The organism is Algoriphagus sp., assembly GCF_046296635.1.
GTDB lineage: Bacteria > Bacteroidota > Bacteroidia > Cytophagales > Cyclobacteriaceae > Algoriphagus.
Genome location: NZ_JBKBKZ010000015.1, coordinates 13,123 through 37,042, shown reverse-complemented (window position 1 = coordinate 37,042; position 23,920 = coordinate 13,123). Strand labels below are relative to the sequence as shown.

The 23,920-nt window shown below is 41.3% G+C and carries 21 protein-coding genes; 16 read left to right on the top strand and 5 right to left on the bottom strand.

Annotated elements, in window-relative coordinates; translation table 11 throughout:
• The 10 genes from ACK4HU_RS12325 to ACK4HU_RS12280 all read left to right on the top strand — a co-directional run bounded on the left by ACK4HU_RS12325 (position 1) and on the right by ACK4HU_RS12280 (position 11,312).
• Positions 1–3,654 carry an HsdR family type I site-specific deoxyribonuclease gene (locus ACK4HU_RS12325; protein WP_409807168.1) on the top strand — a complete coding sequence of 1,218 codons (3,654 nt, stop codon included), beginning with the start codon at positions 1–3 and terminating at the stop codon, positions 3,652–3,654.
• Positions 3,654–4,349, top strand: coding sequence for a M48 family metallopeptidase (locus ACK4HU_RS12320; protein ID WP_409807167.1), 696 nt, complete (start codon positions 3,654–3,656; stop codon positions 4,347–4,349). Before ACK4HU_RS12325 ends, ACK4HU_RS12320 begins: the two co-directional genes overlap by 1 nt.
• Positions 4,346–4,723 (top strand): hypothetical protein, encoded by a 378-nt coding sequence (locus ACK4HU_RS12315; protein ID WP_409807165.1) that lies wholly within the window; start codon positions 4,346–4,348, stop codon positions 4,721–4,723. Before ACK4HU_RS12320 ends, ACK4HU_RS12315 begins: the two co-directional genes overlap by 4 nt.
• Positions 4,724–5,052: 329 nt before the next feature.
• Positions 5,053–5,466 carry a UPF0158 family protein gene (locus ACK4HU_RS12310; protein ID WP_409807163.1) on the top strand — a complete coding sequence of 138 codons (414 nt, stop codon included), beginning with the start codon at positions 5,053–5,055 and terminating at the stop codon, positions 5,464–5,466.
• Positions 5,467–5,528: 62 nt separating this feature from the next.
• Positions 5,529–5,945, top strand: a complete 417-nt coding sequence (locus tag ACK4HU_RS12305; protein WP_409807161.1) for a DUF1801 domain-containing protein — start codon at positions 5,529–5,531, stop codon at positions 5,943–5,945.
• A 23-nt stretch (positions 5,946–5,968) separates the two neighbouring features.
• Positions 5,969–6,547: a YdeI/OmpD-associated family protein gene (locus ACK4HU_RS12300; protein ID WP_409807159.1), complete on the top strand. Its 579-nt coding sequence runs from the start codon at positions 5,969–5,971 to the stop codon at positions 6,545–6,547.
• Between the two features lie 76 nt (positions 6,548–6,623).
• Positions 6,624–7,616: a virulence RhuM family protein gene (locus ACK4HU_RS12295; RefSeq protein ID WP_409807157.1), complete on the top strand. Its 993-nt coding sequence runs from the start codon at positions 6,624–6,626 to the stop codon at positions 7,614–7,616.
• 164 nt (positions 7,617–7,780) lie between these two features.
• Positions 7,781–8,647, top strand: coding sequence for an N-acetylmuramoyl-L-alanine amidase-like domain-containing protein (locus ACK4HU_RS12290; RefSeq protein ID WP_409807155.1), 867 nt, complete (start codon positions 7,781–7,783; stop codon positions 8,645–8,647).
• A gap of 396 nt (positions 8,648–9,043) precedes the next feature.
• Complete coding sequence (locus tag ACK4HU_RS12285) at positions 9,044–10,870, top strand: Xaa-Pro dipeptidyl-peptidase (protein ID WP_409807153.1); 1,827 nt, start codon at positions 9,044–9,046, stop codon at positions 10,868–10,870.
• Positions 10,871–11,039: 169 nt separating this feature from the next.
• The gene (locus tag ACK4HU_RS12280) at positions 11,040–11,312 is read left to right on the top strand and encodes a type II toxin-antitoxin system HigA family antitoxin (protein ID WP_409807152.1); all 273 of its coding nucleotides are present in this window, start codon (positions 11,040–11,042) and stop codon (positions 11,310–11,312) included.
• 62 nt (positions 11,313–11,374) lie between these two features.
• Here the strand turns inward: ACK4HU_RS12280 and ACK4HU_RS12275 are convergent, their stop codons facing one another.
• Positions 11,375–11,899: an HD domain-containing protein gene (locus ACK4HU_RS12275; RefSeq protein ID WP_409807150.1), complete on the bottom strand. Its 525-nt coding sequence runs from the start codon at positions 11,897–11,899 to the stop codon at positions 11,375–11,377.
• A gap of 493 nt (positions 11,900–12,392) precedes the next feature.
• Between ACK4HU_RS12275 and ACK4HU_RS12270 the strand changes: the two genes are divergently transcribed.
• The 4 genes from ACK4HU_RS12270 (at position 12,393) to ACK4HU_RS12255 (ending at position 16,628) form a co-directional block, all read left to right on the top strand.
• Positions 12,393–13,106 (top strand): HAD hydrolase-like protein, encoded by a 714-nt coding sequence (locus ACK4HU_RS12270; protein ID WP_409807148.1) that lies wholly within the window; start codon positions 12,393–12,395, stop codon positions 13,104–13,106.
• A gap of 56 nt (positions 13,107–13,162) precedes the next feature.
• A complete protein-coding gene (locus ACK4HU_RS12265) occupies positions 13,163–14,431 on the top strand; it encodes a DUF5690 family protein (RefSeq protein WP_409807146.1) in 1,269 nt (422 codons plus the stop codon).
• On the top strand, positions 14,428–15,552 hold the full coding sequence (locus tag ACK4HU_RS12260; protein WP_409807144.1) for a TIGR03364 family FAD-dependent oxidoreductase: 1,125 nt from the start codon (positions 14,428–14,430) through the stop codon (positions 15,550–15,552). The genes ACK4HU_RS12265 and ACK4HU_RS12260 overlap by 4 nt, the downstream gene beginning before the upstream one ends.
• A 500-nt stretch (positions 15,553–16,052) precedes the next feature.
• Positions 16,053–16,628, top strand: coding sequence for a helix-turn-helix domain-containing protein (locus ACK4HU_RS12255; protein WP_409807142.1), 576 nt, complete (start codon positions 16,053–16,055; stop codon positions 16,626–16,628).
• Positions 16,629–16,671: 43 nt separating this feature from the next.
• On the opposite strand, the gene ACK4HU_RS12250 is transcribed toward ACK4HU_RS12255, so the two are convergent.
• Positions 16,672–17,106 carry a nuclear transport factor 2 family protein gene (locus ACK4HU_RS12250; protein WP_409807141.1) on the bottom strand — a complete coding sequence of 145 codons (435 nt, stop codon included), beginning with the start codon at positions 17,104–17,106 and terminating at the stop codon, positions 16,672–16,674.
• Between the two features lie 131 nt (positions 17,107–17,237).
• On the bottom strand, positions 17,238–18,911 hold the full coding sequence (locus ACK4HU_RS12245) for a hypothetical protein (protein ID WP_409807139.1): 1,674 nt from the start codon (positions 18,909–18,911) through the stop codon (positions 17,238–17,240).
• 168 nt (positions 18,912–19,079) lie between these two features.
• Here ACK4HU_RS12245 and ACK4HU_RS12240 point away from each other — a divergent pair, with 168 nt between their 5' ends.
• Both ACK4HU_RS12240 and ACK4HU_RS12235 read left to right on the top strand, forming a co-directional pair.
• A complete protein-coding gene (locus tag ACK4HU_RS12240; protein ID WP_409807137.1) occupies positions 19,080–19,892 on the top strand; it encodes a phytanoyl-CoA dioxygenase family protein in 813 nt (270 codons plus the stop codon).
• Positions 19,893–19,950: 58 nt separating this feature from the next.
• On the top strand, positions 19,951–21,135 hold the full coding sequence (locus ACK4HU_RS12235; RefSeq protein ID WP_409807135.1) for a Gfo/Idh/MocA family protein: 1,185 nt from the start codon (positions 19,951–19,953) through the stop codon (positions 21,133–21,135).
• A 412-nt stretch (positions 21,136–21,547) separates the two neighbouring features.
• Here ACK4HU_RS12235 and ACK4HU_RS12230 read toward each other — a convergent pair whose 3' ends face one another.
• Positions 21,548–22,993, bottom strand: a complete 1,446-nt coding sequence (locus ACK4HU_RS12230; protein WP_409807134.1) for a M48 family metalloprotease — start codon at positions 22,991–22,993, stop codon at positions 21,548–21,550.
• Positions 22,994–23,424: 431 nt separating this feature from the next.
• A complete protein-coding gene (locus ACK4HU_RS12225) occupies positions 23,425–23,784 on the bottom strand; it encodes a hypothetical protein (RefSeq protein ID WP_409807132.1) in 360 nt (119 codons plus the stop codon).
• Positions 23,785–23,920 lie beyond the last annotated feature (136 nt).

Here is a 23,920-nt window from a genome sequence, read left to right as displayed (position 1 = left end):
ATGGATACGCCAAGTTTTAAAGAAGACCATATCAGTCAGATTCCTGCATTGAAGATGTTGGTGAATTTGGGCTATACCTATTTAAGTCCGTCAGAAGCTGAGCGTCTGAGAGGTGGGAAAACTTCAAATGTTTTACTGGAAGACGTGTTGCGAAAGCAGCTGAAGGAGATCAACAGCATCCGGGTGAGCGCTACCAAAACCAGCATTTTCACAGATGAAAATATAGAGCGGGGTATTTTGACTTTGAAAAACCTGCCCATGAATGAGGGCTACATTGCCGCCTGCGAAAAAACCTACAACCTGATCACTTTGGGTCATGCTTTAGAACAAAGCGTGGATGGAGATAAAAAGAGCTTCTCTCTACAATACATAGATTGGAAAAACATCAGCAATAATGTGTTTCATGTGACGGAGGAATTCGGCGTCATGCGAAGCACAAGCAAAGAGCATTACCGGCCGGATTTGGTCTTGTTCATAAATGGAATTCCGCTTTGCAATATTGAATGCAAGCGACCGGACATGAAAGATCCATTGAAACAAGCCATCAGCCAACAATTAAGAAGTCAACAGGAAGATGGAATCCGCAGCTTATATGTCTATTCCCAACTTTTACTTTCGATAAGTTGCAATGAGGCCTTATATGCCACGAATGCCACACCCGAAAAATTCTGGGCCAAGTGGCAGGAGAAATTTGAAAGTGATGAGGATGAGCGGAATTATAAAAACACCTTACTGAAACTTAAAAACCAACCGCTCTCAACCTCAGCTAAAGAGCAATTATTTTCGGATCGGTTTAAATACGTTCGCCAATACTTTGATGCTTTAGAGCAGGAGGAAATTTTACCCACTGTTCAAGATGAATACCTATTTGGTTTGTGCCGTCCGGAGCGATTCATCGATTTGATTTTCAATTACATTCTATTTGACAATGGAGATAAAAAGGTAGCGCGGTACCAGCAGTTTTTCGCCATCAAAAAATCGATAGAAAGAATAAAGATTCTTCAACCCTCCTCCAACTCCTCCCAGAGGGAGGAGAGAACTTATAGGGGAAACCTACAATTTACTGGGCTATTGAATGAGGCGAGGGAGCTTCGAAAAAATCAAACTCCTGCTGAAGAAATTCTTTGGCAACTTCTGCGAAACAGAAAGCTTAACAGCCTCAAATTTAGAAGACAGCATCAGATAGGCCATTACATTGTCGACTTTTATTGCCATGAAAAAAAGCTAATTGTTGAATTGGATGGAGAAGTGCATAATAATCTTGAAAGACAAAAACATGATTTAATAAGAGATAAATATTTGACCTCCTCAGGGTTCAACATAATTAGATTTAGAAATGAAAAGGTGTTCAGCAATATTGAGGATGTTTTAAGAAGGATTGATATCTACAATTTCCCCTCTCCAACAGGGAGAGGGGCAGGGGGTGAGGGTAACTTTTCCCGAAAGGGAGGAGTTATCTGGCATACACAAGGAAGTGGTAAATCTTTAACCATGGTCATGTTGGCACAAGCCATTGCTATGGAACCAAGCATTCGAAATCCCAAAATCGTATTGGTTACCGACCGAACCGATTTGGATAATCAGATCACAAACACGTTTCGCAAGTGCGGCAAGTTTGTAGAAAATGCCAGTACTGGACAGCGGTTGGTTGAATTGCTGGAAAGCAACAGCGATGCAGTCGTAACTACCATTATCAATAAGTTTGTCGCAGCAGTAAAGAAAATCGGCAAGCCCTTAGAGAACCATGATATTTTCGTTTTAGTGGATGAAGGCCACAGAACTCAGCATGGCACCTTTAATATTGACATGCAAAAGACATTGCCAAATGCGTGTTTCATAGCCCTGACCGGAACCCCACTTTTCAAAAAAGACAAGAGTACAGCAGAGAAATTTGGAGGATTAATCGATGCCTACACGGTTGACCAGGCTGTTAGGGATAAGGCTGTTGTCCCTCTGCTGTATGAAGGGAGGCTGGCATTTCAGAATGTGAATGCAAGTCCAATAGACACCTTTTTTGGAATGGTTTCGGAGCCACTTAGCGAATATCAAAAAGCAGATATCAAAAAGAAGTTTGCCAGATACGACCATTTGAATTCGGCAGAGCAAAAAATGCGCATGATAGCATGGGACATCAGCTATCATTTTCGGGATAATTGGCAAGGTAGAACACCTTTCAAAGGTCAATTGGTTTGCGACAAAAAAGTGAATGCAATTAGATATAAAGAATACTTAGATGAAATTGGAATTGTAAGTTCTGAAGTATTGGTTTCATCGATAGATGAACGAGAAGGCGAAGAAAGTGCCTATGCAAAATCAACCGAGAAGGAAAATCAATTTTGGAAAAAGATGATGGATGAACATGGCAATTCAAAAAGCTATGAGAAAAATATCATCAATCGATTCAAAAATCAGAATGAACCAGAAATCATCATAGTAGTTGATAAGCTCCTGACGGGATTTGACGAGCCAAAAAATACAGTTTTATATCTCACCAGAAATCTCCAAGGCCATAAACTTCTACAAGCCATCGCCAGGGTTAATCGCATTTATCCTGACAAGGAATTTGGTTATATCATTGATTATTATGGGGTAATTGAGAATCTGGACGATGCCCTACTGATGTATTCGACCTTCGAAGATTTTGATGAGGAGGATTTGGAAGGAACACTTACCAATATATCTGAGGAGATCAAAAAACTACCTCAGAAGCATTCAGAACTCTGGGATATTTTCAAAACGATTACAAATAAAAGAGATGCGGAAGCCTATCAACAATTATTGAAGGATGAGGCGATAAGAGTATTGTTTTACGATAAGTTGGCCTCTTTTGCGAAGTGTTTGAAATTGGCTCTTTCTTCTATGCAGTTCCATAAAGAAGCTGAAGAAAAAACCATCAATCGCTACAAAGAAGATTTGACCATGTTCCTAAAACTGCGTTTGGCGGTAGTGGAGCGATATAGTGATGTGATTGACTACAAACAATATGAAGGACAGATTCAAAAACTGATAGACACTCACATTACTACTGAGAAAATTGAGACCATTACAGAATTGGTGAATATTTTCGATAAGGACAAATTCCAACAGGAAGTAGAAAATACCACAGGAAAGGCAGCCAAAGCAGATAAGATCGCTAGTAGAACAGCTAAGCATATTGCAGAAAAAATGGATGAAGATCCAGCATTCTACAAGAAATTCTCCCAAATGTTGAAAGAGACTATTGCTGATTATGAAGCTAAACGAATAAATGAAGCACAATATCTAAAGAGAGTTCAGGAGATAATGGACAATGTATTGGCTCACACAGACACAGACATTCCCGAGCAATTCAATGAAAGAAATGTGGCAAAAGCATTTTATGGATTGACAATTGAAGCTCTTTCAAATAAAATTCAGGACATCATGGTTAGGAAAGAAGTTTCGACCCAAACCGCCTTGCACATTGATGACCTCATTCAGGCCTTAGTTCTCGACCATGGTAAACCTATCATTGATTGGCAATTCAAAACCAATATTACAGGGAAATTATTGATTGAAATTGGCGACTACTTGATTGATGAGGTAAGAGATAAATACCATTTGGAATTGTCATTCAAAGAGATGGACAAGATTGCAGAAGACTGTATTGAAGTTGCCAAAATCCGATACAGATAATGCAAGAAGCCATACAATTTGGCAGTAGAACTATTGATTTTCGATTGGAATATTCGGATCGGAAATCATTGGGAATAACTGTGACTCCGGAAATGGAAGTGTTGGTAAAAGCACCAATTGACACTTCTATTGAAAAGATTAAAGAGAAAATCAGAAAAAAAGCTCCTTGGATTATCAAGCAGCAAAGCTTTTTTCTATCCTTTCAACCAAAAACACCAAAACGCAAATACATAAGTGGCGAAACCCATTTGTATTTAGGAAGGCAATACCGATTGCAAATTCAAATTGGAAATGAAGAATCAGTCAAACTGAAAGGAAAATTCATTGAAGTCACAACCAATGAGAAGTCAAAAGCTAAGGACTTGTTGATTGACTGGTACTTACAGCATGCACGCTCCAAGTTCCATACTATAGCTCAACCGCTGATTGAAAAATTTAAAAGGCATAAAGTTGAGCCCAGTTCTATAGTGTTAAGAGAAATGCCAACACGCTGGGGAAGCTGTACGCCTAAAGGAAAAATCATTTTAAATCCGGAGTTGATTAAAGCTCCAAAAGGGTGTATCGAGTATGTTATCGTTCATGAACTTTGCCATTTAATCCATCATGACCACACGCAAAGATTTATGGATTTGCAGACCAAGGAAATGAAAGATTGGGAAAAGTGGAAAATGAAATTGGAGATGTTATTAGCATGAGGAGGTTACATAAAGTGTTGATTCAATTTATCGAAAAAGTGAATCAGGAGTTTCAGTTAAAATCAAAGGAAATTATTAGTTTGGGTTTAATTGCTCAACATACTTCCCTTACCGCTTTGGAGTTTAGCAGCATTTTGGGACTGGAAGAGAAGGAAGCGATAAGGACTTGGATGGGCAGGTTGGTAAATTTGAAGTTGGTAAAATCGAGAGGGAAAACTAAAGGGACTACCTACTTGGTTGAACCAGGGATTTTGAAAAAGCACAATTTTAAAGGTCAGACCAACTTAAAAAATATACAGCCATACAGGTTGGATGCTCTTATAATCGAGAATCTAAATAAAATCGAAAAAAGTGCAATAAGTGATATACAATAGCGCATTGGAAAAGAGATTCCACTGCGTATACTACGGTACCAGACAAATCAATTGATTGATAAACAGGAGGTTAAAAAGGAGAGGGGAGCGAAGAGATACCCGATATTTTATTGACAAATAACTGCGAAAAAAACATGCTTTTGTCAATAAATTGTCAATAACTATGTCTATTTATACCTTGGATTAAGGAGGTATTATTTCAAAACCAAATCTGTTATTTTTTTATAAATATGCAAGAAGAGGTATTGGGCAAGGATGATCTTATTCAATTCCCTTTTGACCAATTGGTAAATTTCCGAAATTAGGTTCTTTACCAACTACCTAACCCCATGAACCTCACCGAAAAACAAATCGCGGAAATTGCAGAATGGTTGGATTGCGGAATGACCTGTTACTTTCATAGACCTACCGGAGAGATCGAATGGCATCCTAGTCAGGAAGATCACATGTTTGATCCTGAACCTTGGGAGGAATTGATCGAGAAAATCGAAAATGACTGGGGGAATTATGAGCGATTTGAAAAATTGGACTCAAGAGAAGGCTTTGAAGTAATGGAAAACTTTGCTCATTTCATTTCTGACTTGAAGTTCAGAGAACGGATTTTAGACCGACTTTCCAATCGAAAGCCTTTTCAGAATTTCAAAATTCTAATTGACTCCTCAGCATATCGACAAGATTGGTTCGACTTCAAAAAGGAGGCCTACATCCAATATGTAAAAAGAATAATCGAGGAACGAGAATAAAAAGTCTGCGTAAAAAAAATAGGTCTAATCAAAAACCATTACAACTCAATACCAAACTCACCATGGGAAAACTGGCAGAAATAAAGACAAAAGAAAACGAGGCAAGTGTAGAGGACTTCATCAATTCGGTGACGAATGAACAGCAGCGAAAGGATAGTTTTGCAATACTCCAATTGATGGAAAAGTTGAGTCAGGAGAAGCCGAAAATGTGGGGTGCTTCGATGATTGGATTTGGCTTAAAAAGATATAAAAGTCCAAGTACAGGACGCGAGGTGGACTGGTTCAAAATCGGTTTTTCTCCCCGCAAAGCAAACCTCTCGCTTCATCTAGTTTTTGATGTGAATGCTCAGGCGGATGCACTTGGGAAATTGGGAAAACACAAAACCGGTGCTGGTTGCCTCTATATTAATAAACTGGAAGATATTAACGTTAACATTTTGGAGAAATTGATTGTTTCAGCCCTGAAAGAAAAGAGTTAAAGTCAATCCTCCGAATTTTATAAATGATCCAAACAGACAATTTCCTCAAAGTTGAAGTTTCCTCGAGTACTGAGTTGAGAGCTTGGCTGGAGAAAAATCATGGACAGATGGAGAGTGTTTGGCTGATAACTTTTTTGAAAATCGTCCCTGAAAAGTACCTTTCCCCTACTGAGGTTTTGGACGAACTCATCTGTTTTGGTTGGATCGATGGCATCAGAAGAAAGCTGGATGATTCACGGACGATGCAGTTGATTTCTCCTCGTCGAGTGCAGCATTGGGCGAAAACCTATAAAGATCGTGCAGCCAAACTGATCGAGGAAGGCAAAATGCATGAGGCGGGTTATCGATCTATTGAATTATCAAAGCAATCCGGTTTGTGGGATTTTATGGATGATGTGGATCAACTGATCGTGCCTCAGGATCTACAAGATGAACTTGAGAAGCATGCCGGAGCGAAAGAATTTTTCTATGCAATCAATGATTCCAGCAAGCGATTTGTCCTGCGTTGGCTGAAACTGGCCAAAACCGAAAAAACCAGAAATGCTCGAATTTTGCAATTGGCTGAGCTTTCCGCCAAGGGAGAGAAATTGAAAGGGAGTTAAGTTTTTTCGGGTATTTTTATTTGTAAAAGCTGATTTTTATAAGTGGTATTAGCCAATTTAATTAGAATGGATTGTTATGGATAATTTTCTTCTTTACAAAACTCAAACCGAGGAAGTGAGGGTCGAAGTGCTTTTAAAAGATGAAACGCTCTGGCTAACTCAAAAATCGATTGGAGTACTGTTTGGTGTTGAAGCAAACACGATCACCTATCATATCAAGGAGATTTATAAAAGTGGGGAGTTGTTGCCCGACTCAACTACTCGAAAAATTCGAGCAGTTCAAAAAGAAGGAAATCGTGAGGTGGAGAGAAGTCTGGATTTTTATAACCTTGATGTGATAATATCAGTGGGTTATCGGGTTAATTCAATCCAGGCCACACAATTCAGGATTTGGGCTACAAAAACACTAAAGGAATACATAATCAAAGGCTTTGTGTTGGACGATCAGCGCCTAAAGCAAGGAAAGCAGATTTTTGGAAAAGATTATTTTGATGAATTACTTGAGCGCATTCGAGAGATCAGATCTAGCGAGAGAAGGTTTTATCAAAAAATCACCGATATCTATGCACTGGCCTCAGATTATGAAAAAGATGCTCCAGATACCAAGGATTTTTTCGTAGCTGTTCAGAATACTTTGCAGTGGGCAATTTCCGGTAAAACAGCGGCAGAAATAATTTATACAGAAGCAGATGCGGCCAAAATTTACATGGGTTTAAAAACTTGGAAACATGCGCCTGAAGGGAAAATTCTAAAGTCGGATGTAAGTATTGCCAAAAACTACCTCAATGAACAACATATTGGAGAACTAAATAGAATAGTCTCTGCTTATCTGGATTTGGCGGAAAATAACGCGGTAAGGGGAATAGTCATGCGCATGAAAGATTGGAGAACTTTTTTGGAGAATTTCTTGAAACTCTCTAACTACCCCATTTTAACTAATAAAGGAAAAGTAAGTGCCATCGAAGCGAAGCTAAAGGCAGAAGGAGAGTTTGAGAAATATCGAACAATCCAGGATAAATCCTATGAATCTGATTTCGACAGGGAAATCAAGCGATTAAAAGGTAAATGACCTTACTGGCAAAAGATTGCTAATAAGACCTGTACTTGTTCAACAACCTGTTGCACAAATGGATACTAGGACTTCTGTCCTCAGGCAGTTTGTGGTATAGATTTGGTTTATGTTGATAAGTAAAATTCACCTATTTTCCCTTTCAATTCCAATTCCAAAACCCAATGCGCCTTTTAACCCTTTTCCTTTCCCTCCTTTCGTTTTCACTTAGCGCACAAACCGTCTGTTCTTTGGAAAGTCGGGAGCGATTGGATGCAGTTTTGACCGACCTTTCTCAGAAAGACCTTTCTGGGAAATCGATTCAGGAAATGACTTTGGAAATCGGTCAGAGTTTTCTTGGAACTCCATACGTTGAAAAGACGCTAGAACTACCCGGAGAAGAGAAGTTGGTGATCAATCTGACCGGCTTGGATTGCACGACTTATCTGGAAACGGTGGTGACTTTGGCTCGGATTGCCATGTTAGGGGATTTGAGTTTTAAGGGCTTTGAGCAGGAATTGGAGCGAATCAGATATCAGGATGGAGTGAGAAAAGATTACTCCTCCCGACTTCATTACTTCTCAGATTGGATCTATCAAAATCAGGAAAAAGGCATTATCCGGGATATTACAAAAGAAATCGGTGGGACTATATATCCGAATCAGCCAACTTTTATGTCTGAAAATCCGCAGTTCTATACCCAGCTTAGTAATTCTGATTTTTTGAAATCCATCAAGACTGATGAAGCTGAGATTGCCAAACGGACCTACCATTTTATCCCAAAGGCTGAGATCGAAAGTCTTGAGAAAAACATTCAATCCGGAGACCTGATTGCCATCACCACTTCCATGAAAAATCTGGATATCGTTCATGTGGGTTTTGCCATTGAAAAAGAAGGAAGAATCCACCTGATGCATGCGGGAACAGGAAATATGCAAGTTGAAATCTCTGCAAAACCACTCAGCGAATATTTAAAAGGCAGTAAATCCCAATCGGGTATTATGGTTTGTAGGCTTTTGGAGAATAAAATGCCAATCCCATACTCGAGTTAAAACATTTTGAACCATTAAGAAAATGAAGGGAATTAAGATCTTGTGGCAAATCAAAATCTGCTATCGGGGAAATAATTTTTGATTGGAAACCCTTAATTTTCTTAACTCTCTTAATGGTAAAAAAAAACTTTTTTGCCAATCCCATTCTTGGGTCAAAGCATTTTGAAGCATTAAGAAAATGAAGGGAATTAAGATATTGTTGCAACTCAAAAGCATTTAAGTGGAATTTGAGGATGGATTTGAAGTTCAACCTGAATTCCTTGGGAAGTGATATTTGGTTTATGGTTGTTGGATCAAAAAGCCTAATTTAAAAGCTCTTAGAAATCACAAGAATTCAAACCTGAAGCATTACGATAATTAATCTCATAAAATTACCCATTGACATCTAACTCCACCATGAATAAAATCCTACGCCCCTTACTTTTCGCTTGCTTCCTTGTAACTCATAGCCCTTCATTACTCGCCCAAGTCAAACCGATCTTCGAAAACGGAGAAGCTCAAATCCTGCCTGAATTGAAGGATTCTTCCAACTGGATTCGACATGATCTCTGGGTTGAAACGGAGTTTGACACGGATGGCGATGGGAAGTTGGATCGAATGCATGTAGATGTGACTCGTCCTAGGCAGACGGAGACAGAAGGACTTAAGCTTCCGGTCATTTATGCCAGCAGCCCATACTATGCAGGAACAGCTGGCAATGCGCCTGGGCTATTTTGGGATGTCAGACATGAGCTAGGTGCCACAGCTCCTCCTCGAACTCACGTAGAAGTGCAGCGAAGAGGTAAGCGTCCGATCATCTCCAATGACGAAATCATGGCTTGGGTTCCTCGTGGATATATTGTCGTTCATTCCTCTTCTCCCGGCACAGGTTTCTCTCAGGGTTCGCCGACTGTGGGTGGAGAAAATGAATCACTCGCGCCGAAAGCGGTAATCGAATGGCTAACCGGTAAAGAAAACGGATACACCACTCCGGATGGAAATGAAAAAGTGATGGCCTTTTGGTCGACTGGGAAAGTTGGGATGACCGGAACTTCCTATAATGGAACTTTGCCTTTGGCCGCTGCGACTACGGGAGTGAAAGGTCTTGAAGCCATTATCCCTATTGCACCAAATACATCCTACTATCACTATTACCGCTCAAACGGATTGGTTCGCTCGCCGGGAGGCTATCTAGGTGAAGACATTGATGTGTTGTATGATTTCATCCACAGTGGTGACGAGTCGAAAAGACCCTACAACAACAAAACTGTCCGCGATACCGAAATGGCGCAAGGAATGGATCGGGCCACAGGTGATTACAATGATTTCTGGGCTGGACGGGATTACCTGAATCAGATGGGGCCGATGAAAGCCGCCTTGCTCATGTCGCACGGTTTCAACGATTGGAACGTCATGCCTGAGCATAGTTACCGGATATACAACGCAGCGCGAGCAAAAGGACTTCCATCCATGATCTATTACCATCAAAATGGGCATGGTGGTCCACCGCCATTTTCGATGATGAATCGTTGGTTTACCCGCTATCTACATGGGGTTGAAAACGGAGTGGAAAAAGAACCAAAAGCTTGGATCGTTCGCGAGCAGGATGAGAGAAGCAATCCAACCGCCTATGCTGACTTTCCGAATCCGGAAGCATCAAATGTGAGTTTTTACCTTAAGCCTGGGGCACCGGCTGTGGGTTCGCTGGCGCTGGAAAAGGTAACTTCTAATGAAAGAGAAACCTTAGTAGACAACTATTCATTTCCCGGGTCGGTATTGGCGCAGGCTGAGTATTCCGAGCATCGACTTCTTTACCTTAGTCCGGTGCTCAAGGAAGCCCTGCACATTTCGGGAATTCCGAGAATCACCGTTAAACTTGCTTCCACTAAGCCCGCTGCCAACCTTTCGGTTTGGTTGGTTTCCCTGCCGTGGACTGAAGGCCGCAATTCCAAAATCACTGACAACATTATCACTCGAGGTTGGGCCGATCCACAAAACCATGCTTCTATAAGGGAATCAGAACCTTTGTTGCCTGGAAAATTCTACGAGGTCAGTTTCGATCTCCAACCGGATGATCAGATCATTCCAGCGGGTCAGCAGATTGGGTTGATGATTTTCTCTTCGGATAAAGAATTTACCATTTTACCAAAACCGGGAACCGAACTTACCATCAATTTGGACGGGACGGTGCTGACACTTCCGATAGTGGGTGGGAAAAATGGGTTGGAGAAAGCGGTGAAGTAGGGGTTTATAAATTGGAATGTGGCTTTAGCTCATTCTTATTGGAATTGAAATATCATTGAGCCTCTAGCCGAATTTTGACAAGTAAGCGATGAATGATTTGGCTAAAGCCGGGAATCATTAAGCGATTATTTTGGTCTCCAGCTGAAGCTGGAGGGAATTGATGTGGGTAATGCAATTGGATTCCTTCCCATATTTTGAACATCAGCTAGCTTTTATACGATTTATAGGAACCCATCCCGATCCGATAGAAGCAATCAAAATCAGAATGGAAGAAATGCAGCTCAAACAAGTTGATTTGATTTCTGAAATTGGAGGGAAAAGTCAAGTTTCAGAGATTTTAAATCGTATAAGAAGACTCACAGTCGACATGATCCGGAAATTTGCAGTTAGATTGAATTTATCTGCAAACCTCTTGATTCAAGATTATCAACTTGTTTGGTAACTATAGAAATCCAAGAGGGACGTTGAGGAAGTCCGTCGAAGTAGATTTAGAACTTCCAAAGTCTAGATATTTTTTACATAACTGTTTCCCAAAACCCTCTCTGCCATTTTCCGAAATTTCCCTAAGTCAGGAAGCGAAACAAACTCCAACTTCGCTGCTTCATCCCAAATTCTCATTTTCAGCGATGCCTCAAAAAGTGGGTCTGTTTCAAAATCAGCAGCTTCCAATTCCGTCATGGGTCCAGCTTGGTAGGCAAGGGTTTGACGGCTTGCTTCAGAGAGTTTTTCTAAATATTCAGGATATCTAAAAGTCAGGTAGCGCTTCGCTTGCACATGGTTTTCCACCAGTTTGGCGATTTTTTCAGGGAAACCCAGCTTTCGTAGATAGTCTGCGCCGATCTTTTCGTGTCGTTTGGTGCCAAATCCTCCCATCGATTCGGTGGCTTGTAAGTGCGAAAACAAATGGCCGATATCATGGAGAAATGCCGCAAGAACTACTTCCTCATCGAAACCTTCCTTTTCTGCCAATTCAGCCGACTGACACATGTGCTCGATTTGTGAAACCGGCTCGCCGATGTAGTCTTCCATACCGTATTTTTCATGTGTTTATAATTTGATTTTTATAGGCCACACCTGCCTGCCGGCAGGCAGGTGGAATCTTCGCATGGATTATAAACATCCCTCTGTGTGTCGCTTTGGGTCATGCTCGATTTCATACAAGCCAAATATCAAATCCAGTTTTTCGGAAGTGCTGAGCAGATTTAAGTCCATTTGCATTTTTGTTTACAAATACTAAATTCAAGAACTCAGCCCTATTTTTCAATGATCTTAAATTAAGTTTTTGTAAATCTTCAAAAAGCCTATCATTTCTTAAAAAATCATGTTTTTCGCTAAAGCTTCATACTTTTGGAAAACTTTTCTAAACAAACACTTAACAAAACCATAATCGGATAAATTGAAGTAATTGTAAACAACAGTCTAAGTTTGTCAACAGTAATTGAGTTGGTTTTGCACGATCAAGGGGGAGCGTGTTATGCACAAATCCTCCTTTTCGTACCGCCAAAAACCTGAAATAAAAACAATGTCTCAGATCAAACTTGCCATTTTTGATATGGCTGGCACGACGATCCACGATGAAAACAGCGTGGCAAAGGCCTTCCAAAAAGCCCTAAATAAACATGGATATCCTTCCGTGACTTTACAGGAAGCCAACGAAAAAATGGGGTATTCCAAGCCTCAAGCTATCCGAGAACTTTTAGAAATCCACGAGCCCGATAGCTCAAAAATCACGGAAGGCTTTATTGAGCAAATTCACGGTGCATTTGTGCAAGGAATGTTGGATTACTACGAAAATGATCCTTCCATTCGTGCGATAGCTGATGCAGAGGAGGTTTTTTCTGCCCTACATGATATAGGGATCAAGGTTGGGCTGGACACTGGTTTCAGCCGCGATATCACCGATATCATCCTGAAGCGTGTGGGTTGGGATAGTGGAAAGCACATTGATGCCAGTGCAGCAAGTGACGAGGTGGAGCGGGGGAGACCTTTTCCCTTCATGATTCAAAAGATCATGGGCGAACTTGGAATCACCGATCCAAAAACCGTGATCAAAATCGGCGATACCGAGGTTGATGTCAATGAAGGTCATAATGCGGGCTGCCTGATGAGTATTGGAATTACTTCAGGAGTTTTCACGGAAGAGGAATTGATTCCACATAAACCTACCCATCTTGCAAAATCCCTGACTGAAGTGTTGGAGATCGTGAGAGCTTTTGAACTCGCACAGCAAGCGTAACTATGTATCGGTTTCCTGCTTTTTCATCTAAATTATCCCAAGTCGGTTCCTTTAAAATGAGTGTTTTTGCGGCTCTAATGGGTTTTTTGGTTTACAGCAGCATGTATGCTTTTCGGAAACCTTTTGCGGCAGCGACTTTTGACGGGGAAAGTTTTTTAGGATTGGACTTGAAAGTTTGGCTGATTTTGGCGCAGACTCTAGGCTACATGGCGAGCAAGTTTTATGGGATCAAGATGATCTCCGAACTTAAGGACAAAGGTAGAGCTTGGCTGATTGTCGGTTTAATCGCTGTTTCTTGGTTTGCGCTACTCGGTTTTGCCGTTTTGCCTGCACCATTCAATATCCTTTGTTTTATGATCAATGGCTTTCCCTTGGGCTTGATTTGGGGGATAGTTTTTCATTACATGGAAGGTCGAAAATTCACTGAGATGATGGGAAGCATGCTCGCAGCGAGTTTTGTCTTTTCCTCGGGATTTGTAAAGTCAATAGGTACTTTTCTAAATCAAAATCTTGGTGTTAATGAATTTTGGATGCCTTTTACTACTGGAGCATTCTTCTTTCCGCTGCTTTTGGTTGGAGTTTTTCTTTTGAATCATATTCCTTATCCTTCAGCAGAAGACAGTCTGATGCGTAGTCCAAGACCGCCTATGAATAAAGCTGAGCGGAAGAAGTTTTTTAGGGAATTCAGACCAGGGATCATCATTTTGATTCTTGTTTACATGATGCTAACGGGTCTTCGAGATTTGCGGGACAATTTTGTGGTGGAAATCTGGCAAGGACTAAATATCTCCGTGCCACCTGAACTGCTTACTCAGACAGAAATTCCAATTACCCTTTTCCTTCTGATTCTGATGTCCTGTTTGGTTTTGGTGAAAAGTAATAAAACCGCCTTTTTTCTTAATCATTGGATGATTTTAACTGGTTTTGCAATCGCAATTTTGGCGACACTTGGAATTCAGGCCGGAATGGTATCTCCATTTAGTTGGATGATTTTGGTTGGGACAGGAGTTTACATGGCATATATTCCATTCAATAGCTTACTTTTTGACCGCTTGATCGCCACGTTCAAGCATGCCGGAAATGTTGGGTTTTTGATGTATCTCGTGGATAGTTTTGGTTACCTTGGCAGCAGCATGATTATGGTTTTCAAGCAGTTTGGAGGTATGGGAAATATCAGTTGGCTGAACTTTTACATTTCTGCGATTTTAATCTTCCTCAGTCTTTCACTGGTACTAATGACTGGCTCATTTATTTATTTCCAACGAAAATTAAGGCGACAGGAAAAAAATTCTTCATTTAAACTTTCGATTACTAATTCGATATGAACCAACCTTCTGCTATCGTGGTCGGTGCCGGAATTGTCGGCATGGCCATCACTCGCGCACTTCATGCCAAGGACTGGAAAGTCACCGTTATCGAGCGTCATCCGAAAGCTCAGGGAGCTTCAGTTCGTAACTTTGGGATGGTTTGGCCAGTGGGTCAGCCACAAGGTGTTGCATTTGATCGGGCCATGCGATCTCGGAAAATCTGGTTGGAGATGAGTGAGAAAGCGGAGTTTTTTGTAGAAAAGACCGGTTCGCTACACTTGGCTTACACAGATTTGGAAATGCAGGTTGTGGAGGAGTATGTCACAGCTATGCAGGGAATCAAATCTGCGGAAGTTCTCAATCCCGAGCAAACCAGACAGAAAAGTCATGCTGCCAAACCTGATGGACTCAAGGGTGCACTTTGGACAGCTGATGAGGTGATTGTGGATCCCATAGAGGCGATATACAAAACAGGAAAATACTTGGAAAGCCTCCCGGGAATTGAGTTTGAATGGAATCGGGCGGTCTCAAGAATTGAGGGAAACACAGTTTACTCAGGTCAAAAAAGCTGGTCAGCAGATCGGGTTTTTGTTTGTTCTGGAGCTGATTTTGAGACGCTTTACCCTGAGCTTTTTGCAGCTACATCCATCACCAAGTGCAAACTTCAGATGATGCGACTGGTTCAGCAGCCTGAAAACTGGAGGATTGGACCTCCGCTTTGTGCCGGTTTGAGTTTTATTCATTATAAGGGTTTCCAAGTGGCTCCTTCTTTGGAGAAATTGAAGGAAGTCTACCAAGATCAATATCCCGAACTGATCGAATGGGGAATTCACGTGATGGTTTCCCAAAATGGCTTGGGTGAATTGACCATCGGAGACAGTCACGAGTATGGCATTGATCTTTCCCCTTTTGACCGGACAGATGTCAATGATATGATTTTGGACTTTTTGAAAGGTTTTGCTCAGTTTAAAGACTGGAGAATCGGCTCCACTTGGCACGGGATCTATCCTAAAATGACCAATGGGGCAACCGAATTCATCCATCATGTCGACGATATTGTCACGATTGTCAATGGACTAGGAGGAAATGGAATGACGCTTTCCTTTGGATTGGGAGAGGAAATTGTCTCGGGTTTATAGATGGATTAGTTGAAACTAGCAAAAAATTCGATTGAATTAAGGATAAAATACTGTCGAAATACAATTGAAATATTGTGGAAATACTGTTGAAATACAATTGAAAAACACCCTCCTTCGTCGGGTGAAATAAGTGGGGCTGAATGTGCAAATTGGATTTTCTAAACAGATCCAACACCCAGTGAATACTTTTTTTGAATTGCTCGCCAAATCTCATGAGCTGCTAAACGATGTTTAAAGCCCACTTATCTCACGACCGCAGGGAGCTTATTTCACAGAGTATATTTCGCGTAGCGTATTTCACGAAGTATATCTCCCGAAGTATGTTTTGCGTAGCATATCTCCCGAAGTTTATTTCGAGACCGAAGGGAGCTTATCTCGCGTAGCATATCTCACGAAGTATATCTCACCAAGTATATCTCACCAAGTATATCTCCCGACCATAAGAAGCTTTATCTCATTTTTTATTAGTTTCCTTTTTCAAATCGCCCAATAAACTCTCCATGGAACAGGAAGTGATAGTACAAATCAGTAACAAGCTGAGAAGCATCCGAAAAGAAAAAAATCTCACGCTACAAGATATCGCAGACCGCGCTGGAGTGACCAAAGGTCTGATTTCCCAGATTGAAAACAGCCGTACCATTCCTTCACTTTTGGTTTTGATCCAGATTGTCAAAGCCTTGGAAGTAGGTTTGGATGACTTTTTTAATGATTTGAGTTTCTATGGAAAAGAAGGTAAAATCCTTATTCAGCGGAAAGCTGATTACCAAAAGTTTGAGAAGGAACCTGCATCAGGCTATGAGTATTCTCGCATTTTCACAAAAAAAGTAAATCAATGCACGATAGATATTGTCGTGCTGGAGATTCAACCGGGTTCAGTCCGTGATTTTGTCCAAACAGATGCATTTGAATACAAATTCATTATTTCCGGTTCGGTTCGCTACATTTTCCGCGATCAGGAGATCGAAATGAACGAAGGCGATTCCATGCTTTTTGATGGCATGCTGGAGCATAATCCGGTTAATTCGGGGCAAACCCCCGTCAAGATGCTAGTGGTTTACTTCTTTGAAAACAAATGATTTGAAGCATTTCCTAAATGGAAGTTGGTACGAGAAGGTCACCTCAACCTTGAGGATATCTGAAAGACTGTCTCGCAAGTAATTTCCAAGCTCCTTTTTCTTTCACCCAAATCATCATCAGGCCCATATTGAGATTATTTGTTGTCCCGTTAGTCAGTGATAGTATTTCTGCCAGAATATTTTGTCTGACTATGGCCAATTTTTTTCCATGGAATGAAATCGTTTGATCGCTTACCTCCCAGGTTTTATAATCGGATCTTTTGGAAGTAAATACTTCTACAAACTCGGCCTGACTCTCGATTACTCCACCAGAATGACCATAGCTAAGATTCGCTGAGGTAAGGCTTTTAAGCGCATTGGCATCTTCAGCAAGCAAAGCTGTTCGAAACTTCTGCACGGCATCTTCCACTTCTTTTTCAGATTGAGAAAAGGCCAAAGTAAGCGTCATGGCAAAGAATAAAGTAAGGGCGATTTTCATGTGTTTTTAATTTGATTTTGAATTGTCACATGGAATGCCCTGAATAATCATCCCCCTGGGTGAGAAGTATTTATCATGGGCATTTCATGATAATTAATGTTTGATTTGAATTTAAGTGATTCTATGTCAATTTAAAAAGGCTTTGGATTATCGGAATAATCGCTGACAATCTTACGGATCGGTTGATCGATGTCGGTCATTTGCCAAGTGCCGAGAGAAATCGGAATTCCACCGATAGCGTTGAGCTGATCAAAAAAGTCTTTCATCTGGAATTCAACCCCTTTGGCTTCATGGAGTCTGGAAAATTCTGCCATAGCATTTTCCAAAAGGTATTTTCCGGTAATGTAGCTGGTACCATATCCCGGCTGACGGAGGTAAAGGTGCTGCTCGAAGATCAAAAGTTCCTTTTCAGTTTTCATCCAGCCTCTAGGCGTGTATTCAGAATGAATTCCTCCTGCTTCTTCCATGCTCATCTCATTGGCATGGGCATAGAGCGAACCCAATCCCCTTGCCGCTCTTTGAGCGATCATGATGTAGACAATTTCTCTGCTTCTGGGACTGTCATCGTAGAGGCCTGCATTCATCCACATTTCTTCCACAGCAGTGGCTGTTCCCTCATTTCTGGAATCAAAAATATTGTAGAGTAATGGTCCCCTCCGAATTTCGGAGGGGTGGGGATTATTGTCCATTATAGCCAACTCAAACCAATGGTAGAAGTGCGAGTAAAGTGGTCTCGGATCCAAATGAGCACCGATCCAAAAGAAATTTCGTTTTTCCTCCTGTACGAAACCGCCCAAATGGTTCCTCAGAGCAGGATCGAAATAATCTTTGACCGTTACGATTTCCTGCTCTTCAAGAAATTTCATCAAACTTTGAGCGCCTAGTTCTGCCTGAGCCATGTAAGCCTCAGGCGAATCAGCTGCTTTGAGTACTGGGAGATTTCGGTTTCTGTGTTCTTCTAGTTTAAGTGTAGACCATGCTCGAGCAAGTTCCCGCTTCAGAATCATGACTTCGTCCTCCCATGTAAGTGGAATCAGATGGACATTTTGTAGGTACCAAGTATAGTTTTCTTTGCCTATTCCCGATGGACCGTTTTTGGAAGATGCCTGATCTTTGAGCCAGGAGACCAATTCAGAAGTGGAGTTTTTTGCAGCTTGAATAGCAGAACTTAGCTCGGAGTCTTGGTATACTCCAGGGAGATCCAAAATTGCATCCAAGTCCTTAATTTGAAATTCTATGTCTCTTATTCCAGCTACCCAGAGGTCTTTTGCATTTCCGGTAAGGTTCAGTTTGGCTTGTTCGTTCAGCCTGGGGATGAGGCTTAAGTCTTTCAGGAATTTAGCTTTTTCTTCAACAGAAAGCGGGAATGAGTAGGCCCAAACTTCTGTAATCCCATGGTGAGTCGGGCCTTCGTGTGCTGGGACATCGCTTCTTTCCATCCAGATGGATTTGTAGTAAGTCGGATCCCTTTCCCAAGGTTTCAAAACCCTAAAATTGAACTCAAATCCATTCATCTCCGCCCAGACAATATGCCAATCTACTTGCTGATCTACAGGCCAGTTTTTGAAGTCGATAGCATTCAGTTTACGCTGCAGATTCTGGAATTGAGGATACCTTTTTTGAAAGGTTTCGGTGGTATAGTCAGGAGCTCCTTCTCGCAGAGGGGGAGTTTCAAAAGTTCTCCACTCTTTGAATAGGCTAACCAAATCCGCATAGCTTTCAGTTTTGGAAATTTCCGGTGAAGATGATTCTGTCTTACAGCTGACAAGTAGAATAATTCCGAGACAAATCAGATAGTGGCGCATGAGATCTTTTAATGAGGATAAAAAGATAGGAAATTGAAAGGAAAATGTTTTCCTCGATTTAATTTCTGAGCTAGACGTTTGTTCCGCTTGATTTTTTCACCAATTTAATTTGTCTATTGCCAGAGCTTATTATGCTTGTGACTGGATTCACGATAAACCCATTTTATTATGCTGACCTCGGATCTAATTGCGGACTATCATTGCGATGGATATATTATTTATCAGGGACTTTTTAACCCTGAGGAAATCGCATTACTTCATTCGGTAGCCACAGACGAAACTGTGACTTCAAATTCATTTGATCTCAATGATCAGGATGGGAAAAAGACCAAATTGACGCTTTGGTTTACAGCGGGCGATGATTCCTTTGGGCTGATGTCTCGCTGCAAGCGGATGGTAGAGTCTGTTCAACAGCTCTTAGGTCCCGGAGAGGTTTGCCATTTTCACTCCAAGATTATGCAAAAGCAACCTAAAGTCGGTGGTGCTTGGGAATGGCATCAGGATTATGGGTACTGGTATAAAAATGGATTTCTTTTCCCCGAAGCAATGATTTCCGTGATGCTTGCCTTAACAGATGCCAATAAAGAAAATGGCTGCCTTCAAGTCTTGAAGGGGACTCATAAGATGCAGCGAATGGAACATTCCTTTATCGGTGAACAGCAGGGTGCAGATCCGGATTTTGTGGCAGAGGCTGAGAAAATCTCCGAACTGGTGTATTGCGAATTGAAAGCTGGTGATGTGCTTTTTTTTCATCCTAATATTCTTCACCGCTCTGAAGCAATTCTATCTGAAATGCCACGTTGGTCGGTAATTTCGGCTTACAATCTCTCTTACAACAAGCCTTTTAGAGAAAAACACACCTCTTGCATTACTCCAGTTTCAGTAGTAATGGATGAGGCGATTTTGGCCAGCGGCCAAAAGAAAGTGTCCGGTGCAGACTTCTTAGTCAAAGAGAAAGAGATCACGCTAAACGTAAAATAAGTGAAAGACCAGGCAGGTTTTTAAAACCTGCCTGGTCTCCAATAAATCCCAAATAATCATGGTGAAAATTTGCATCCTCGGAGGAGGCTTTATCGGTCGTTTCTATGCGGAATCTTTGATTGGAAGAAGAGGTCGAGATGAGGTAAGAATGATCTATGCGAGGAGGGAGGAAACTGCTCAGCGGTTTGCTAGCGATTACTCAGTTCCAAATTTTTCTACTGATATGGAAGCGGCAATCGCTCATCCTGATTCGGACGTGGTGATCATTGCCCTTCCCAATTATGTGCACGAAGAAGCAGTGATGCTTTGTGTAAAACATAAGAAACCTGTCTTGTGCACAAAGCCCCTGGGACGAACTGCCGAAGAAGCACTGAGGATGACATTGGCTTGCGAGGAGGCTGGAGTTTTTGCAGGCTATCTGGAAGATCTTTGCTATACGCCTAAGTTCCTGAAATCTGTAAAAAGCGTGGAATCCGGAGCCATCGGAAGAGTGCTTTGGGCCAAATCTCGCGAAACTCATCCGGGTCCTCACTCAGATTGGTTCTGGGATATTGAAAAAGCCGGGGGTGGAGCAATCCTTGATTTAGGCTGTCACTGCGTAGAGATTTCTAGAAATTTCATCGGGAAAGACGTGCTACCTGTCGAAGTGATGTGTTGGGCCGATACTCAGGTGAAGCCGATTGATGCGGAAGATCATGCCATTGGGCTGGTCAAATATGAAAATGGAGCGATTGGACAATTTGAAGTTTCCTGGACCTTCAGAGGTGGAATGGACCTCCGAGATGAGGTGATGGGGACGGAAGGTACGATCTGGATTAATTCATTTCTACGCACGGGGTTCGAAATGTTTTCCAGTGGAAATGGAGGAGATTATGTAGCCGAAAAGGCCGAAACTTCATCCGGCTGGTTATTTCCGGTAGGCGATGAAGCGCATGAATTGGGCTACCCGAATATGTTCGTGGATATGTTTGATGCCTTCGAGAAAGGGACGCAACCCCGAGAGACTTTTTATGACGGCTATGTGGTCAATGCAATTATTGATGCGGCCTATAAATCTGCCAAAACCAAGCTTTGGGAACCTGTTCAGCTACCGATTTGGCGAGGAAAGAGAGGACTTACAAAACCATCAGTTTATCAGGAATTTGATGAAAACTATTGGTTGATAAAAAAGGAAATCTTACCCAACGGTGACCTAAAAGCCATTCTGAAAAATAAAAAAACCGGAGAAATTACTTCTCTTTAATGTTGAGTGAAAGTTTGCTACTTGAACGATCCAAATTTTTTAACCATTAAGGCAATTTAGAAAATTAAGAGATAGGTAATTTTGTATGGAGAGTTCTTCTTACCGATATGGAATTTTTGTTTTTTAAAGCTGAATTGTTCTCAAAAACTTAATAACCTTCATTTTCTTAATGGTTTAAATTATAATTTAATTTAAAGTGCGAGGTGAAGGAGCGTATAATTAGCCTTTTTTTACTTTTAAGAGCATTTAGGACATTAAGTGCTGATATTTGAGCGGTTGTAACCTTCCATTTCTGTTATTTTTATTGGAATGTTAGTTTTTATGCTCTCCAAAACTTAATGTCCTTCATTCTCTAAATGTTTTAAATTATTTGAACTTCATAGCCTGTTGATCTCCTTTCGAGTCAAATTTTTTATTTCGCAATAATTTTGATCAAAGTTCCTTTTTCCAGTTGATCAGTCATGAGCATTCCGTTTAGAATAGCTATTTCATCAAAACGTTCTGTGGGCATTTTAGCATTCTGCAAAGCAGCTTCAAGACTCATTCGCTGCGGAACTGTATGTAGTCGAACGACATCTGGCTTGCGGCCGAGCTTTTCAGCATCTTTCAATTCTTTGAAATTCCTTGCGGTAAATAGGAACACTGGCTGATATTGAGGGAAGTTTGCTAGCGTTGTAACACCTAAAATATGGTAGGTATTTCCTCCAAACTCGATCAAAGTGGATTGAACCCGAATAGTACCCTGCTCTTGTTTTTGATCCGCAACCGTTAGTAATGCAGGTAAGCCATTTATGGTTTCTCTTTTGGATTCAACTCGTTCCAATTTGAATTGCGTCAGTATTTTCTGGGCAATCTCTTCCAATGTACCAGTCCCAGCAAAAGAGAAAGAAAGTAGGGCATCACCGGCTTTTGGACCCATTTGTACTTGCTGTGGAGAGTTTTGGAAGTTCCAGTCCTGGGGAGTAGGGAACTGGAATTTCAACACAGGATGGTAGAAAATATTGTTTTCTACAAATCCTTGTTTTGGATCTTCACCGATTACAATTCCTTCAATCAATTTCAAATAGGAATCTCTATTGACGGCGGGATTAGTCAACTTTAATTTCGTTTTCCACTGCTCTGCTAATTTTGCAACGGTAGCATTCCGCTCTGCGGGTGAGGGGTGAGTAGACAGAAATTCAGGGATATCGCTACCGCCTTGTTTTGCACCTTGTCTTTCGAGTGTGTTGAAAAATCCGGCCATCTCGGTAGCATCGTACCCAATTCGAGAAGAATATTCCACACCTAGTTCATCGGATTGCCGCTCAGCATCTCTGCCAAAACTCAAAAGTGCTACTTGCATTCCTTGAGATAGAGGTTCGGCGAAATTGGCCAATTCAGGTACGAGTACCATTCCTGCGATCATTCCTATCTGTCCCAGCATTTGATTTCTTTGCTGAATGACCGAGTGGCGTGCTGTGACGTGGCCAATCTCGTGACCCAAAACTCCGGCAAATTCTGCCTCATTGTTGAAGTGAGCCATGATGCCGCGGGTAAAATAGACATAGCCACCAGGTACAGCAAAAGCATTGATTACGGGTGAATCCACCACTTTGAATTGGTAGTCGAGTTTAGGCCGATGGGAAACGGCGGCCATTTCAAGCCCTTTTTCGGTGATGAATTTTTGAATTGCCGGGTCTTCATAGACTCCGAAAAATGCGGTGATTTCAGGGTCAGACTGCTTTCCCATTCCAATTTCTTGGTTTTCGGACATCAGTACAATCTGCTTTTTTCCTGAGACAGGATTGACGGCACAACTGGTAGTAAGTGCGAATAAGGCAGCCAAGCAAAGCTGTCCGAATAAGGGTATTTTTTTCATGTGTTTATAATTGATTTTTAGAAGCCATATGGAATGCCCAAAATTATCATTTCCCTGTGTGAGAACCTTTTCTCATGGACATTTCATGTGTTTATAATTTGTTTTTTAATGGCCATACCTGCCTGCCGGCAGGCAGGTGGAATCTCGCATGGATTCCCCGATAATTATCGGAGCATCCCTCTGTGTGTCGCTTTTGGTCATACCTGTCTACCTCAGGCAGGCTCGATTTCATGTTTTGGCAGTTGATTGGTTTGGTATACTTTATAAGATTTCACTATCTCAAAAAATCAGCCTAGAATCAGAATTCTATCAAATGAGTTGATTTGGGACTCGTTTGGATGCAAATGTATACGCATGCTTTTTATCTACCAGATTCTAGCAGATAGTGAGTAAATCTGAAAGAAATGATTTTTCGGTCTCGGTGCTTCCTTTCAGGGCTTTTTCTTACCGGAGAAAGTTCCCGTAGCCATATCTGCCAAATTCACTTTTCCGCTCATTTCTGTAGAGGATGTTACCGTGCCATCATATTTGATGAGGTTTCCCTGTATAGAGAATTCGAGATGAATTACATTTCCTTTTAGGGTTCCGGTGACAGCTGAATCTCCGAGTTGACCTGTGTAGGTTCCTGTGATTTTTTCAGCATCCTGTTTCAAGACAAAAGTGGGAGAACCACTTCCTGCATCAGTCTGAACATTCATGATCCAAGTTCCGGAAATATTGATTCCTTCTTGAGCTTTTGCGGAAAATCCTATAAATAGGAGGAGAACCAGTGTTGAAAGTAAAGTTTTCATGATGGATTTTGATTAACATTTATTAAGGTATTGAAAATTGGGCAATTCGATCAAAAATTCTAATTCTTAAGTCCAAGTTTTTTTTGTCTTTCTTCGGCAACGCATGGATCTTTCGATCAATCAGGACACAAAAGAA

Excerpts from the sequence above, each read along its gene's own strand:
- ACK4HU_RS12225 (WP_409807132.1), bottom strand. The coding sequence starts at position 23,784 with ATGAAAACTTTACTTTCAACACTGGTTCTCCTCCTATTTATAGGATTT.
- ACK4HU_RS12325 (WP_409807168.1), top strand. The coding sequence starts at position 1 with ATGGATACGCCAAGTTTTAAAGAAGACCATATCAGTCAGATTCCTGCA.
- ACK4HU_RS12270 (WP_409807148.1), top strand. The coding sequence starts at position 12,393 with ATGTCTCAGATCAAACTTGCCATTTTTGATATGGCTGGCACGACGATC.
- ACK4HU_RS12280 (WP_409807152.1), top strand. The coding sequence starts at position 11,040 with ATGCAATTGGATTCCTTCCCATATTTTGAACATCAGCTAGCTTTTATA.
- ACK4HU_RS12245 (WP_409807139.1), bottom strand. The coding sequence starts at position 18,911 with ATGCGCCACTATCTGATTTGTCTCGGAATTATTCTACTTGTCAGCTGT.
- ACK4HU_RS12285 (WP_409807153.1), top strand. The coding sequence starts at position 9,044 with ATGAATAAAATCCTACGCCCCTTACTTTTCGCTTGCTTCCTTGTAACT.
- ACK4HU_RS12265 (WP_409807146.1), top strand. The coding sequence starts at position 13,163 with ATGAGTGTTTTTGCGGCTCTAATGGGTTTTTTGGTTTACAGCAGCATG.
- ACK4HU_RS12310 (WP_409807163.1), top strand. The coding sequence starts at position 5,053 with ATGAACCTCACCGAAAAACAAATCGCGGAAATTGCAGAATGGTTGGAT.
- ACK4HU_RS12295 (WP_409807157.1), top strand. The coding sequence starts at position 6,624 with ATGGATAATTTTCTTCTTTACAAAACTCAAACCGAGGAAGTGAGGGTC.
- ACK4HU_RS12275 (WP_409807150.1), bottom strand. The coding sequence starts at position 11,899 with ATGGAAGACTACATCGGCGAGCCGGTTTCACAAATCGAGCACATGTGT.
- ACK4HU_RS12300 (WP_409807159.1), top strand. The coding sequence starts at position 5,969 with ATGATCCAAACAGACAATTTCCTCAAAGTTGAAGTTTCCTCGAGTACT.
- ACK4HU_RS12230 (WP_409807134.1), bottom strand. The coding sequence starts at position 22,993 with ATGAAAAAAATACCCTTATTCGGACAGCTTTGCTTGGCTGCCTTATTC.
- ACK4HU_RS12320 (WP_409807167.1), top strand. The coding sequence starts at position 3,654 with ATGCAAGAAGCCATACAATTTGGCAGTAGAACTATTGATTTTCGATTG.
- ACK4HU_RS12305 (WP_409807161.1), top strand. The coding sequence starts at position 5,529 with ATGGGAAAACTGGCAGAAATAAAGACAAAAGAAAACGAGGCAAGTGTA.
- ACK4HU_RS12290 (WP_409807155.1), top strand. The coding sequence starts at position 7,781 with ATGCGCCTTTTAACCCTTTTCCTTTCCCTCCTTTCGTTTTCACTTAGC.
- ACK4HU_RS12250 (WP_409807141.1), bottom strand. The coding sequence starts at position 17,106 with ATGAAAATCGCCCTTACTTTATTCTTTGCCATGACGCTTACTTTGGCC.
- ACK4HU_RS12240 (WP_409807137.1), top strand. The coding sequence starts at position 19,080 with ATGCTGACCTCGGATCTAATTGCGGACTATCATTGCGATGGATATATT.
- ACK4HU_RS12260 (WP_409807144.1), top strand. The coding sequence starts at position 14,428 with ATGAACCAACCTTCTGCTATCGTGGTCGGTGCCGGAATTGTCGGCATG.
- ACK4HU_RS12315 (WP_409807165.1), top strand. The coding sequence starts at position 4,346 with ATGAGGAGGTTACATAAAGTGTTGATTCAATTTATCGAAAAAGTGAAT.
- ACK4HU_RS12255 (WP_409807142.1), top strand. The coding sequence starts at position 16,053 with ATGGAACAGGAAGTGATAGTACAAATCAGTAACAAGCTGAGAAGCATC.
- ACK4HU_RS12235 (WP_409807135.1), top strand. The coding sequence starts at position 19,951 with ATGGTGAAAATTTGCATCCTCGGAGGAGGCTTTATCGGTCGTTTCTAT.